This is a genomic window from Kitasatospora cineracea (assembly GCF_003751605.1).
GTDB classification, from domain to species: Bacteria; Actinomycetota; Actinomycetes; order Streptomycetales; family Streptomycetaceae; genus Kitasatospora; species Kitasatospora cineracea.
This window is the reverse complement of sequence record NZ_RJVJ01000003.1, coordinates 188,219-200,833: the sequence shown is the minus strand read 5'-3', so window position 1 is coordinate 200,833 and position 12,615 is coordinate 188,219. Positions and strand designations below refer to the sequence as shown.

The following is a 12,615-nucleotide window of genomic DNA, read 5'->3' as shown; positions in this document are numbered from 1 at the left end:
GGCTCCTTGAAGGGGTCAGAGGTACTGGCAGGTGGAGCGGGGCAGGAAGGTGCCGTGTCCGGGGCGGCCGAGGTAGTCGCCGCGGTCGAGCACGACCTCGCCGCGGGAGAGCACGGTCTCGACCCGGCCGGTGACGGTGCGGCCCTCGTACGCCGAGTAGTCGACGTTCATGTGGTGGGTGGCGGCGGAGAGGGTCTGCACGGCGTGCGGGTCGTAGATCACCAGGTCGGCGTCGGCGCCGGGGGCGATGGTGCCCTTGCGCGGGTGGAGGCCGAACATCCGGGCGGGGGCGGCGCAGGCGAGTTCGATCCAGCGGCGGCGGCTGATCCGGCCCTCGACGACGGCCTGGTGCAGCAGGTCCATCCGGTGCTCGACGCCCGGCAGCCCGTTGGGGATCTTCGAGAAGTCGCCGCGGCCGAGTTCCTTCTGCCCCTCGAAGCAGAACGGGCAGTGGTCGGTGGAGACCACCTGGAGGTCGTCGGTGCGCAGGCCGCGCCAGAGCGCGTCCTGGTGGTCCCTGGGGCGCAGCGGGGTGGAGCAGACGTACTTGGCACCCTCGAAGCCGGGTTCGGCGAGGTTGTCGGTGGACAGGAACAGGTACTGCGGGCAGGTCTCGCCGAACACCGGCAGTCCGAGGTCGCGGGCGGCGGCGAGTTCGGCGAGCGCCTCGCGGGCGGAGACGTGCACCACGTACAGCGGCGCCCCGGCGACCCGGGCGAGTTGGATCGCCCGGTGGGTGGCCTCGGCCTCCAGCAGCGCCCGGCGGACTTCGCCGTGGTACCGCGGGTCGGTCTCGCCGCGGGCCAGGGCCTGTTCGACCAGGACGTCGATGGCGGGGCCGTTCTCGGCGTGCACCATGGTGAGCGCGCCGGTCCCGGCGGCCTGCTGCATGGCGCGCAGGATCTGCCCGTCGTCGGAGTAGAAGACGCCGGGGTAGGCCATGAACAGCTTGAACGAGGTGACGCCCTCGCCGACCAGTCCGGGCATCTCGCGCAGCACGGCCTCGTTGACGTCCGAGACGATCATGTGGAAGGCGTAGTCGATCGCGCAGTTGCCGTCGGCCTTGGCGTGCCAGTCGTCGAGCCCGGCGCGCAGCGAGGAGCCCCTGCTCTGGACGGCGAAGTCGACGATGGTGGTGGTGCCGCCCCAGGCCGCGGCCCGGGTGCCGGTGGTGAAGGTGTCGGAGGCGCGGGTGCCGCCGAACGGCATCTCCATGTGGGTGTGCGCGTCGACGCCGCCGGGGACGACGTACTTCCCGCTCGCGTCGAACACCCGGTCGGCGTTCCAGTGCCGGCTGCCGGGCAGGGCGAGGGCGGCGATCCGGCCGTCCTCGACCAGCACGTCGGCGGGCACCTCCTCGGCGGCGGTGATGACCAGGCCGCCGGTGATCAGGGTGCGGGCCATCGCGCTCAGCCCTCGGTCAGCGGGCCGTAGGCGTCCGGGCGCCGGTCCCGGTAGAACGCCCACTGCTGGCGGACCTCGTCGATCAACCCGAGGTCGAGGTCGCGGACGACGAGTTCCTCGCGCTTGTCGGAGGCGACCTCGCCGACGAACTGCCCGCGCGGGTCGACGAAGTAGCTGGTGCCGTAGAAGTCGTCGTCGCCGTACTCCTCGACGCCGACCCGGTTGATCGCGGCGACGAAGTACTCGTTGGCGACGGCGGCGGCGGGCTGCTCCAGCTGCCACAGGTAGGCGGACAGGCCGCGGCTGGTCGCCGACGGGTTGTACACGATCTCCGCGCCTGCGAGGCCCAGTGCCCGCCAGCCTTCCGGGAAGTGCCGGTCGTAGCAGATGTACACGCCGACCTTCCCGACCGCGGTGTCGAACACCGGCCAGCCGAGGTTCCCGGGCTTGAAGTAGTACTTCTCCCAGAATCCGCGCACCTGCGGGATGTGGTGCTTGCGGTACTTGCCGAGGTAGCTGCCGTCGGCGTCGATCACGGCGGCGGTGTTGTAGTAGAAACCGGCCTTCTCGATCTCGTACACCGGCGCGACGACCACGATCCCCAACTCCCGGGCCAGCGCCTGCATCCGCCGCACCGTCGGCCCGTCCGGGACGGGCTCGGCCCAGGCGTAGTGCTCGGGTTCCTGCACCTGGCAGAAGTACGGGGCGTTGAACACCTCCTGGAACCCGATGATCCCCGCCCCCTGCCCGGCCGCGTCCCGCGCGGCCCGCTCGGCGGCGGCCAGCATGGTCTCCTTGTCCCCCGTCCACGCGGTCTGGAACAGGGCAGCCCTGACGACACGGCTCATGGGCACAACTCCTCGGCTCGACGGCGCGAAGGCGCGGCGGGAAATGGCGCGGTAACGCGGCAGCGCAGTGGCGCGGTGGCGCTTCAGCGCTGTAGAGCGTCGAGACTAGGAGCTTTGCGGCGAATGGGTGGGTGCCACGCGGGGAGAGCCGGAAATTCGCCTTCCCGCACATTCCTCCGATTTTCCACCGATCATCCGGCCATTCGATCCGCCGATCACTAGATCACTAGATCACTAGATCACTAGATCACTAGATCATTCTGCCACTCGATTATTCAGTCCTGCAGTCATTCAGTCCTCCGGTCATTCGGTCATTCGGTCATTCGGTCCTCCCGGTACGGGATTTCCGGATCAGCGCGCAGCGGCGTCCGCGAGGGCCCGGACGATCAGGGCGGCGGAGGTCGCACCCGGGTCCTGGTGGCCGACGCTGCGCGAGCCGAGGTAGGAGGCGCGGCCCCGGCGGGCCTGGAGCGGGGTGGTGGCGCGGGCGCCCTGCTCGGCGGCGTCGGCGGCCGCGGCGGTCGCCCCGGCGAGGGCGGCCCCCGCCGCGGCGGCGGTGCGCAGGGCGTCCACGGCCGGGGTCAGCGCGTCGACCATCGTCTTGTCGCCCGGCTCGGCACCGCCCAGCGCCCGGACGGCGGCGAGGCCCGCGGCCAGTGCGTCCGCGCAGGCCGCGGGGCCGGCGTCCGGTGGGAGTTCGGCCCCGGCCACCCGGAACGCCTGCCCGTACAGCGGCCCGGAGGCGCCGCCGACCTTGGCCAGCAGCGTGCTGCCGACCGTGCGCAGCAGCGCGCCCGCACTGTCGAAGCCGGCGGAGCCGTCCGGCCCCGCGTCGTCCAGTGCGGCGAGGACGGCGGTGAAGCCCCGGCGGAGGTTGCTGCCGTGGTCGCCGTCGCCGATCGCCGCGTCGAGCGCGGTGAGTTGCTCCTCGGCGCGTCCGACGGCCGCGGCGGCGGCCCGGATCCACGCCTCGGCGAGGGCGGTGTCGAGGGTCTCGTGCGTCATGGTGCTGTGTCACTTCCTACCGGGAACCGCCCAGTACTGTCGTCCGTCACGTCCATCACGTCCGTCGTGTCCGGACCAGGGCGGGGGTGTCGGCCGGGGCGTCCCACAGTTCCAGCATCCGGGGGTCGGCGCCGGTCAGGGTGATCGAGAAGCCGGCCATGTCGAGGCTGGTGACGTAGGAGCCGACCAGGGTGCGGGCGGCGGGGAGGCCGTGCTCGGCGAGGCGGTCGGTGACGGCGGCGCACAGGACGTACAGCTCGATCAGCGGGGTGCCGCCGAGGCCGTTGACCAGCAGGATCGGCTGCTCGTCCGGGCCGGGCCGGTAGTCGTCCAGGATTGCGTCGACGGCCGTGGCGGCCAACTCGCGGGCGGGGCGCAGCCGGTCGCGGCGGCGGCCGGGCTCGCCGTGGATGCCGACGCCGACCTCGATCTCGATCTCGTCCTCGGCGAGGTCGAAGCCGGGGCGGCCGACCGCCGGGTTGGTGGCGGCGGTGAGCGCGATGGCGAACGAGCGGGACGCGGCGACGACCCGCTCCCCCAACTCCCGGACCTCGTCCAGGCCGACGCCGCGTTCGGCGAGCGCGCCGCAGATCTTGTGCACCAGCAGGGTCGCGCCGGTGCCTCGGCGGCCGGCCGCGGAGTCCCGGACGGCGACGTCGTCGTCGACCAGGACGGTGGCCACCCGGTGGCCCTGCTCGACGGCGAGTTCGGCGGCCAGCCGGAAGTTGAGCACGTCGCCGGTGTAGTTCTTCACCACGAACAGCACGCCCGCGCCGTTGTCGGCGGCCTGGGCGGCGGCCAGGATCCGGTCCGGCGGAGGTGAGGTGAACAGGTCGCCGGGGCAGGCCGCGTCCAGCATGCCCGGGCCCACGAACCCGACGTGCAACGGCTCGTGGCCGGAACCGCCGCCCGACACCAGCGCCACCTTCGGCCCGGCCGGACGCACCGCCCGGGTGACCACCCGCCGGTCGAGGTCCACCGCGAGCGCGGGGTGGGCGGCGGCGAGCCCGGCCAGCGCGTCGTCGACGACGCTCTCCGGGCTGTTGATCAGCTTCTTCACGGCGGTCGTGCCCCTTCGTCCGCACCCGGCCGATTCGTTGGATTCCATCCGGTTGCAACGATTGATCCGATTCATCAGCTTCATCGGCTTCATCCGATTCATCTGATTCATTCGTTTCGTTCGTTTCACCGGATTCCGGCCGACGCTACCCCAACCCCCGTGCCCCGCCGTCGAACCCCGCCACGCCCCGCGCGGCGCGCCCGGCCCCGGCGCCGGCCGCCGGTAGGCTGCGCCGCATGCGCGCTCCGGTCGGTCTGGTCCTGGTCTCCCACAGCCCGCACCTGGCCCGCGGCGTGCAGGAACTGCTCGCCGAACTGGCCGACGACGTCCCGGTGCTGCTCGCCGCGGGCACCGAGGACGGTTCCCTCGGCACCAGCTACGACCTGACGGCCCGCGCGGTCCGCGCCGCCGACCGCGGCACCGGCGTCCTGCTCCTGGCCGACCTCGGCAGCTCCGTCCTGACCGCCGCCCTCGTCCTCGCCGACCTCGCCCTCCCCGCCGCCGCCCTCGCCGACGCCCCCTTCGTCGAGGGCGCCGTGGCCGCCGCCGTCACCGCCGCCACCGGCGCCCCGTTCCCCGAGGTCCTGGCCGCCGCCGAAGGGGCCCGCGACTTCCGCAAGCGCCAGTAGGGGCCCGCTCGGACGGACGGAGCAGCGGCGCGTTCCCGAACGCCCCGATCACGGCAGGCGCCGGGCGGGGGGACCTTTCGGGGGCGGGCGGAACCGGGCAGGATGGGACCGTGATCGGCTACTGGAATCCGCTCCCCGCGGCCCGGCGGGTGGTCGAGAGCCTGGGGGAGCAAGCGGAGCAACTCTTCACGGGCGCATGGGAACAACGCAACTGGCGCAACGTGCCCGGCCCTTTCTACGCCGGCGACACGGACAGCATGGCCGTCGGGCGCCTGGACGCTCCGGACCACATCGCCTACGACGATGACCTGGGCGGCGGTTTCGGGTCCGAGTTCGTCTACCGCCAACCGGTGAACGAGCACGAGACGGCAGCCGTGGTCCACGGCTGCCGGCTGGAGCTGTACCGGGGCTACAACTGGGACGGCGACGACCACTGGACGGCGGGGACCGTCCGCGACTGGTGGCGGGACCGGGCCCGGGTCAGGGATTGGGCGGTCGCCATCGCCGCCGACTGGGGTGCGGACACCCACCCCCACTGGGACTTCAACGCCGATCCCCGCTACCTCGGCCACTACCACGATGCGGCCCGGGGGCACCGGGACTTCATCGCCTACATCGACGACGGGCTGGAGTCGTACCTGCGCGGCTACCTCTTCTGGCTCGAACAGCGCCGCGAGCCGCGCGACGGCGAGCCCCTCCCCCGCCTCTAGGCAGTGCCGCCGGAGCGCTCCCGGACGGCGGGCGCGGCGGGCCGCGGACTCCCCGGTGGCGGTCAGGCGGGGAGGAGGCGGTCCAGGGCGCGGCGGGTGCGGGTGGCGGCGAGGGGGTCGCGGAGGAGTTGGAGGGCCTGGTTGAGGGCCAGGTAGATGCCGGTCAGCTCGTGGACGACCTGTTCGGGGTCGGTGTCGGAGGGGAGTTCTCCGGCTTCGACGGCGAGGCGGACCTCGCCGGCCAAGCGGCGGCGCCAGACCATCAGCAGGCGGGCGACGTTGCGGCGGACGGGGCCGTCGTGGGCGTCGAACTCGACGGCGGCGGTGGTGAACAGGCAGCCGCCGGGGAAGACCTCGCGGGCGTGTTCGAGGTAGTCGATCCAGCTCTGGCAGACGGCCCGCAGGCGGCGCAGGCCGGGTTCGACGGTCGCCGCCGGGTCCCAGACCAGAGCGGTGAAGAGTGCGGAGGCCCGTTCCAGGGTGGCGAGTTGGAGGGCTTCCTTGGTGCCGAAGTGGCCGAGCACGCCGGCCTTGGAGAGGCCGAGGTCGGCGGCCAGCCGTCCGATGGTCAGCCCTTCCAGCCCGTCGACCGAGGCGAGGGCGACGCTGCGGTCGATGATCCGGGCCCTGGTCCGGCGGGTCTCGACCACCGTGCTGCGCGGGCTCATCCGATCCTCCTCCGCGGTCCGCCTCGTCCGGGTGCGCCCGATCCGCGCCCCGGCCCGGAATCCTACGTCGTGCGGCCCCGGGGTGCGGCGGCCCGCGCGGCCGGGCGGGGTTCGGCGCGCCTTCCCCGCCCCACTTGTCGTCCAACCGACGAGAAGTGTTATCGTCTAAGTGACGCTAACGCCTGCCGGGTCGACCGCACCAGGAGGACACCGTGGAAGAACAGCAGCCCAGCACCTCCGCCCCCACCCCCGACCCGCGGAACGACCCCTGGGACGACCCGTGGAACGACCCCCGGGAGGACTCCCCGGACGACCTGCCCGGACGCCTCCGGCACGCCCTGTTGACCGACTCCGCCCCCGGCGTCCTCGTCGCGTTGCTCACCCACCCCCGGATGCCGTCCGACCTGGTGGACCAGTTGCTCGACGACCCGTCCGAGGAGGTCCGGCGCGCCGCCACCCGCCGGACCCGCGACACCGCGGCGCTGTGGCGGGCCGCGGAGGACGTCCCGACCGTCCGCGCGGCCGCGGCCGCCAACCCGCACGCCCCCGCCGACCTGCTGGCCGAACTCGCCGCCGACCACGACGGGGGCGTCCGGGCCGCGGCCGTCCGCAACTCCGCCTGCCCGCCCGCGCTGCGCCGACGCACCACGGCCGGTCCGACCGCCTTCCCCGCCACCTGCGCCTCGAAGCGCTGAACCGACCGGAACGCCGACCCCGACCGAAGCACCGACCCCGGCCGGAACGCCGAACCGACCGGAACGCCGACCCCGACCGAAGCACCGACCCCGGCCGGAACGCCGAACCGACCGGAACGCCGACCCCGACCGAAGCACCGACCCCGGCCGGAACGCCGAACCGACCGGAACGCCGACCCCGACCGAAGCACCGACCCCGACCGGAACGCCGAACCGGCCGGAGCGCTGACCCCGCCCGAAGCGCCGAACCGACCGGAGCGCTGACCCCGCCCGGGCCCGTCACCACCCCGGGCGGTACTCCAACAGGAGGCCCCCGTCCGGGAGTTCCCCACCTCCGCCGGGCGGCACCCGCCGGAACCCGGCCTTCTCCCAGGCGCGCACGGCCCGGACGTTCGCCGCCGCCGGGTCGACGGTCACCCGCCGCCACCCCGACTCCCCGACCAGGTGGGCGAGCAGCGCCCGCGCGGCGTCCGGCCCCAGGCCCCGGCCCCGGGCGTGCGGCACCAGGACCAGGTCGAGGCCGCCGCCGTCCGGCCCGGCCCGCCAGTACTGGGCGTAGCCCACCGGTGCGTCCGCGGCGAGCACCAGGAACGACTCCACCTGCGGGCGCCGCCGCCCCAGGTACTTCTCGGCGACCTCCTGCCGCGACAGCGGCGCCCCGCCCCAGTGCTCCACGAACCCGGGGTCGGCGAACCACCCGGCCAGGAGCTCCAGGTCGTCCTCGCCCGTCGGAACGAGCCTGGTCAGCACCCCGTCCAGCCCGGAACCGCCACCCACCGCGCCCACCTCTCCCCCGCTGTTCGACACCCCCCAGCGTTCCATGCCCGCCCGGTCAACGGCGCCGGCGCGCCTGCGGCCCGGGCCCGTCCGGCAGCAGGCCGGTGCGCCGGGCCGTCAGCAGCGACCATCCCGCGAGGTTGCCGGTCGGCCAGGCGGTCAGTTCCGCCAGGCGGGCCGGCCAGCCGGGCTCGCGCAGCAGGGTGGTGAGTTGCGCGAGGAGCGCGGCCCGCCCGCCCGGTGGCCGGTCGAGGACGGCGGCCTCTCCCCGCGGGTCGGCGAGGTAGCCGGCCAGGGCGAGGACGGAGTGGCAGCGGTCCGCGGTCGGGGCGAGGCGTCCGACGTGGTCCGCGTAGTGGGTGAGCAGTTCCCGGGCGTTGTCGAGCCGGGCGAGGGTGGCGCCCGTGCCCGCGCAGTCGGTGGTGGCGCGCAGCAGCCGTCCGGTCTGGTCGACGACCTCGCCGTCGGCGTGCGGGTCGGCGATCGCCCGTTCGACGTCCGCGGCGACGAGCGTCTCGGCGGCGAAGTACCCGTTGAAGTCGCCGTGGTCGGCGGCCCGGCGGCGCAGCCAGTGGACGGCCTGCGGGTCGGCGGGCCGGTCGGGGTCGGCCAGCGGGTGCGGGCCCTGCCACCACGGGTAGTGGGCGCGGGGGTCGGCGATCCGGTTCAGCGCGTGCACGCAGTGGGTGCGGACGGTGCCGGTGGTCCGCCCGGCCAGCCGGCCCAGGGCCGGGGTGGCGGCCGCGTTCGGCAGGCGTTCCAGCGCGTCGGCGGGGAGCCGGCCGAACGGGGAGCCGAGCAGCCCGACGGTCAGGATCAGCGGGACGTCGCTCTCGACGGCCGTCTCGGCCAGCAGCGCGAGCCCGGCCGCCACCGCCTCCCGCCCGGTGCCGCGGCGCACCAGCCAGCGGCCCACCGTGCGCAGCAGCGCGGGCGGGTGACGCCTGCTCAGGTCGCGGACCGCCGGGTCCCGGTGCCGCGGCACCGGCACCTGCGCCAGCGCGCTGTCGAGCAGCCGCAACGAGACCGGGCTCAGCGGGCGGCCGAGCCGCTGGTCGAGGACGGCCGCGGTGCGGGCGCCCCCCGACCCCGTCTCCGCGAGGTCCCGGCGGTACCGCTGCCCGCGGTCCGGCTCCGGCGGGAGCACGATCCCCCGCAACGGGCCGTCGGGGTCCAGGCGGTGCAGCCGCAGCGCGTACTCGTACAGCGGCACCCGCGCACCGGGGGCGGTCACCGGGGGGTGCCGGACTCGATTCTCTTCACACCCCGGAGCCTGGCATCCCGGACCCCCTACGGGCAAGGGGCCGACGCTCCCGGCCCGGTGACCGGGCATCAGTCGGTGGCCGGCCGCGCCGGGCCGTCGGGTATCTCGGTGGCGGCGGATCGTCCGCGCTGCCAGAGTGCCCTGGTGCTGAACGAATCCGATGTGCTCGAAGTGCTGGACCTGCTCGAGAGCGCCGGGGCGGTGGCCTGGGTGGACGGCGGCTGGGGTGTGGACGCCCTGATCGGGGAGACGACCCGGGCGCATGCGGATCTCGACCTGGTCGTCCTGGCGGACCAGCTCGACCTGGTGCGGGGCGCGCTGGCCGGAGCCGGGTTCACGGAAGTCCTGCGGGACCGGCTCCCCACCGCCCTGGCCGTCGCGGACGGCGCAGGCCGGGAGATCGACCTGCACCCCGTCGTCGGCTCCGCCCGGGAGGACGGCCGGCAGCTCCTCCCGGGCGGCGAACGGTTCCACTACCCGGCGCCGGCGAACGGGACCATCGGCGGACGCCGGGTCCCGTGCGTCGACGCGGCGACGCAGGTGCGGTGCCACCTCGGCTACGCGGCCACGGACAAGGACCGGCAGGACATGGCCCGGCTGCACGCCGGCACGGGAGTCGAGCTTCCGCCGGGTTACCCGCCTGCGCCGTGAGAGGCCGCCGTCCCGGTCCCGACGGCTGCCCGCCGACCGGGAGCCTCGACGGCTGCTCGACGGGAGTCGCGGGCCGCCCGTTCAGGCGCTGAGCTCCCGGGACCGTCCGGCCCAGCGGACCACGAGCGGCACGGCCAGGCCGGCCGCGACGAAGACGCCGCCCATGGCCAGCCAGCCGGGGGCGCCCCAGCCCAGGCAGAGCAGGCCGAGCAGGCCCGGGGCGACGGTGTAGCAGAGGCCCATGCCGATGCCGAACACTCCGGAGTACTGTCCCTGCGCGTGCGCGGGGGCCAGCCGGAAGCGCAGTTCCAACGACCCGGCCGCGTGCCACAGCGAGCCCACGGTGTGGACGGCGACGCCGGCCGTCATGACGGCTGCGGCGGCCCAGCCCGGCAGGCCCGGGGCCGTTGCGATGACCGCCATGCCGAGCAGGAACGCCAGCCCGGCGCGCCGGGTGGCCCGGCCGGCGACCTGTCCGCCCTTGATCCCGCGGCTGGTGCGGATCTGCAGGACGACCACCATCACGGTGTTGACGGCGAGCGCGACGCCGGTGAACCAGCGCGGCGCCTGGGTGTGCAGGACCACCCACAGCGGCAGGGCGTAGGTCACCACCTCGCCCTGGATCCACAGGATGCCGTCCAGGACGACGAACGCCATGTACGGCTTGTCCTTGAGTGCGAGCCACCGGTTCGACCCGGTCGCTGCGGGCAGCGGTTCCAGCTCGGGCAGCCGGAGCACGACGACGGCGCAGCCGACGAAGGTCAGGGCGTTGGCGACGATGAGCGCGCGGTAGGCGGAGCCGGAGTCGAGCTGGATCACCACACCGGCGGCCAGCGCGCCGAAGGTGCTGGCCAGGAAGGCGGTCGAGCGCAGGTAGGAACGGAACTTCGGCACCTCGTCACCGCCGAACCGGCGGATCATCGGGCCGCGCGCCGCACCCCCCGAGGCGCCGGCCAGGTCGGTCACCGCCATGGACACCATGAACGCCGTGAACGAGTGGGCGAACAGCAGCGACAGCATGGAGGCGGCCTGGATCAGCAGGGTGACCAGGAAGACGCCGCGCGGGCCGCGGCGGTCGGCGAGGTGCCCGACGGGCGGGCCGGCCAGCAGGCCGACCACTCCCGCGACCCCCAGCCCGAGCCCGACCTGCCCGAGCGGCAGGCCGATCACCCGCAGCGCGTACAGCGGCGCCGTCGCCAGGAAGGCCGCGGTGCCGAGCTGGTTGACGAAGCCCCCGAGGGCCAGCCGGCGCTGGGGGCCCGACTCCAGGAGCAGCCCCCGGCGCACCGGCCAGGACCGACGGTCCGGGGCGGTGTCCTCCTGGCGGCCGTCGGGGGGCAGCGTGCTGGTCTGACTCACGTGGGACTCCTGGACGTTGGCCACGGCTGGGCGGGGACGGTCTGCGCGGTGCGGTGCGGTGCCCGGGAGTGAACGGCGCATCGCACGCGCCCCGGCGGACCCCGGGGAGGGGTCCGGCCGAAGCCGCCCCTCCCGGTCCGCCCGCCGCGCCCCCCGGTCCGCGACTCAAAGCTTCAAGATCATCGCAAAGGAGGACGCCCGCCGCTCCCGAATCCGCCAAACCGCCGGTCCGCCGCCCCGGCCGCACCTGCGGGGAGCACCCGGCCCGGCCCTGTCCGCGCCGCACTGCACCGCACCGCACCTGCGAGGCCCGGGTTCGATGAACCGAATCCCGGACGGTCGGACTCCCCGTAAAGCCGGTCGAACCCCGCAGAGCCGGGTCGGCCCGCTCCGGCCCCTGCGGCGTCCATCCTTCGGGCCGCCGTTTAGCTTCCGATCGGTCGGTTGCTATATTCCTGGCCGTTGCCCCGGCACCGGTCGGGTGCCGCTGCGGAAGGGGAACGCCATGCCCGGAGTCCGGATCGCCGCTCTCGGCCACCACCAGCCCGGCCGGGTGCTCGGCAACGACGAGCTGGCGACGATGGTGGACACCAATGACGAGTGGATCCGGCGGCGCACCGGGATCGTGACCCGGCGGATCGCCGGACCGGACGAGTCGGTGACCGACCTGGCGGCGGGGGCCGCGGCGAAGGCGCTGGCGGCGTCGGGGCTGGACCCGGCGGACATCGGGCAGGTCACGGTGGCCACCTGCAGTGCGGTGGACCGCTGCCCGTCGATCGCGGCGCAGGTCGCGGGCCGGCTGGGCATCCCGTCCGCGGTGGCGTTCGACCTGAACAACGGCTGCGCCGGGTTCTGCACCGCGCTGTCGGTGGCGAACCACTCGCTGCTGGCGGGCGGCGCCAAGCACGCGCTGGTGATCGGCGCGGAGAAGATGTCGGACCTGGTCGACTGGACGGACCGGCGCAGCTGCATCCTGCTGGGCGACGGCGCGGGCGCGGCGGTGCTGTCGGCCACCGACGGGGACACCAGCGCGATCGGCCCGGCGGTCTGGGGTTCGGACCCGTCGCGGGCGAGCGCGGTGCGGCTGCTGGGCGAGTGGCACCCGCAGTTCGAGCAGGACGGCCAGGCGGTGTTCCGGTGGGCCACCACCGAGCTGCCCGCGCTGGCCGAACAGGCGTGCCGGGCGGCCGGGTTGAGCCCGGCGGAGCTGGACGGGGTGGTGACCCACCAGGCGAACCTGCGGATCATCGAGTCGCTGGTGCAGAAGCTGGGCCTGTCCGAGGACGCGGTGATCGCCCGGGACGTGGTGGACTCCGGCAACACCTCGGCGGCCTCCGTGCCGCTGGCGCTGGCGAAGCTGGTGGAGCGCGGCGAGCTGCGCTCCGGCGCCCGGGTGCTGCTGTTCGCGTTCGGCGGCGGCCTGTCCTGGGCCGGCCAGGTGGTGACCTGCCCGTGAGGCCCGTCCCGGGCCGGCCAGGCGGTCACTCTGCCCGCGAGACCCGTCCTGGGCCCCGCCAGGCGTCACCCGCCCGCGAGACCGGCCCA

13 protein-coding genes are annotated in these 12,615 nt (G+C 74.6%); 5 read left to right on the top strand and 8 right to left on the bottom strand.

Features of this window, described 5'->3' with window-relative positions; translation table 11 throughout:
• Positions 1-15 precede the first annotated feature (15 nt).
• The 4 genes from hydA to dhaK all read right to left on the bottom strand — a co-directional run bounded on the left by hydA (position 16) and on the right by dhaK (position 4,317).
• Positions 16-1,404, bottom strand: coding sequence for a dihydropyrimidinase (hydA, locus tag EDD39_RS35055; RefSeq protein WP_123563638.1), 1,389 nt, complete (start codon positions 1,402-1,404; stop codon positions 16-18).
• A gap of 5 nt (positions 1,405-1,409) precedes the next feature.
• Positions 1,410-2,252 carry a nitrilase-related carbon-nitrogen hydrolase gene (locus EDD39_RS35050; protein ID WP_123563637.1) on the bottom strand — a complete coding sequence of 281 codons (843 nt, stop codon included), beginning with the start codon at positions 2,250-2,252 and terminating at the stop codon, positions 1,410-1,412.
• Positions 2,253-2,603: 351 nt separating this feature from the next.
• On the bottom strand, positions 2,604-3,257 hold the full coding sequence (gene dhaL, locus EDD39_RS35045; RefSeq protein WP_123563636.1) for a dihydroxyacetone kinase subunit DhaL: 654 nt from the start codon (positions 3,255-3,257) through the stop codon (positions 2,604-2,606).
• 55 nt (positions 3,258-3,312) lie between these two features.
• Positions 3,313-4,317 carry a dihydroxyacetone kinase subunit DhaK gene (gene dhaK, locus EDD39_RS35040; protein ID WP_208765742.1) on the bottom strand — a complete coding sequence of 335 codons (1,005 nt, stop codon included), beginning with the start codon at positions 4,315-4,317 and terminating at the stop codon, positions 3,313-3,315.
• A 236-nt stretch (positions 4,318-4,553) separates the two neighbouring features.
• Between dhaK and dhaM the strand changes: the two genes are divergently transcribed.
• Positions 4,554-4,946: a dihydroxyacetone kinase phosphoryl donor subunit DhaM gene (gene dhaM, locus EDD39_RS35035; RefSeq protein WP_123563635.1), complete on the top strand. Its 393-nt coding sequence runs from the start codon at positions 4,554-4,556 to the stop codon at positions 4,944-4,946.
• A gap of 257 nt (positions 4,947-5,203) precedes the next feature.
• Positions 5,204-5,656, top strand: a complete 453-nt coding sequence (locus tag EDD39_RS35030) for a ferredoxin family protein (RefSeq protein ID WP_208765741.1) — start codon at positions 5,204-5,206, stop codon at positions 5,654-5,656.
• A 62-nt stretch (positions 5,657-5,718) separates the two neighbouring features.
• Here EDD39_RS35030 and EDD39_RS35025 read toward each other — a convergent pair whose 3' ends face one another.
• Positions 5,719-6,324: a TetR/AcrR family transcriptional regulator gene (locus EDD39_RS35025; RefSeq protein WP_030460902.1), complete on the bottom strand. Its 606-nt coding sequence runs from the start codon at positions 6,322-6,324 to the stop codon at positions 5,719-5,721.
• A 212-nt stretch (positions 6,325-6,536) separates the two neighbouring features.
• On the opposite strand from EDD39_RS35025, the gene EDD39_RS35020 reads away from it, so the two are divergent.
• Complete coding sequence (locus EDD39_RS35020) at positions 6,537-7,019, top strand: hypothetical protein (RefSeq protein ID WP_123563634.1); 483 nt, start codon at positions 6,537-6,539, stop codon at positions 7,017-7,019.
• A gap of 279 nt (positions 7,020-7,298) precedes the next feature.
• Here EDD39_RS35020 and EDD39_RS35015 read toward each other — a convergent pair whose 3' ends face one another.
• A complete protein-coding gene (locus tag EDD39_RS35015) occupies positions 7,299-7,826 on the bottom strand; it encodes a GNAT family N-acetyltransferase (protein WP_244257467.1) in 528 nt (175 codons plus the stop codon).
• Positions 7,827-7,851: 25 nt separating this feature from the next.
• Entirely contained in the window at positions 7,852-9,030 is a 1,179-nt protein-coding gene (locus EDD39_RS35010; RefSeq protein ID WP_123563632.1) for a hypothetical protein, read from the bottom strand.
• Between the two features lie 174 nt (positions 9,031-9,204).
• Between EDD39_RS35010 and EDD39_RS35005 the strand changes: the two genes are divergently transcribed.
• Entirely contained in the window at positions 9,205-9,711 is a 507-nt protein-coding gene (locus EDD39_RS35005) for a nucleotidyltransferase domain-containing protein (protein WP_244257466.1), read from the top strand.
• Between the two features lie 81 nt (positions 9,712-9,792).
• Here the strand turns inward: EDD39_RS35005 and EDD39_RS35000 are convergent, their stop codons facing one another.
• Positions 9,793-11,070, bottom strand: coding sequence for an MFS transporter (locus EDD39_RS35000; protein WP_244257465.1), 1,278 nt, complete (start codon positions 11,068-11,070; stop codon positions 9,793-9,795).
• A gap of 505 nt (positions 11,071-11,575) precedes the next feature.
• Between EDD39_RS35000 and EDD39_RS34995 the strand changes: the two genes are divergently transcribed.
• Positions 11,576-12,526, top strand: a complete 951-nt coding sequence (locus EDD39_RS34995) for a beta-ketoacyl-ACP synthase III (protein ID WP_123563630.1) — start codon at positions 11,576-11,578, stop codon at positions 12,524-12,526.
• Positions 12,527-12,615: the final 89 nt, after the last annotated feature.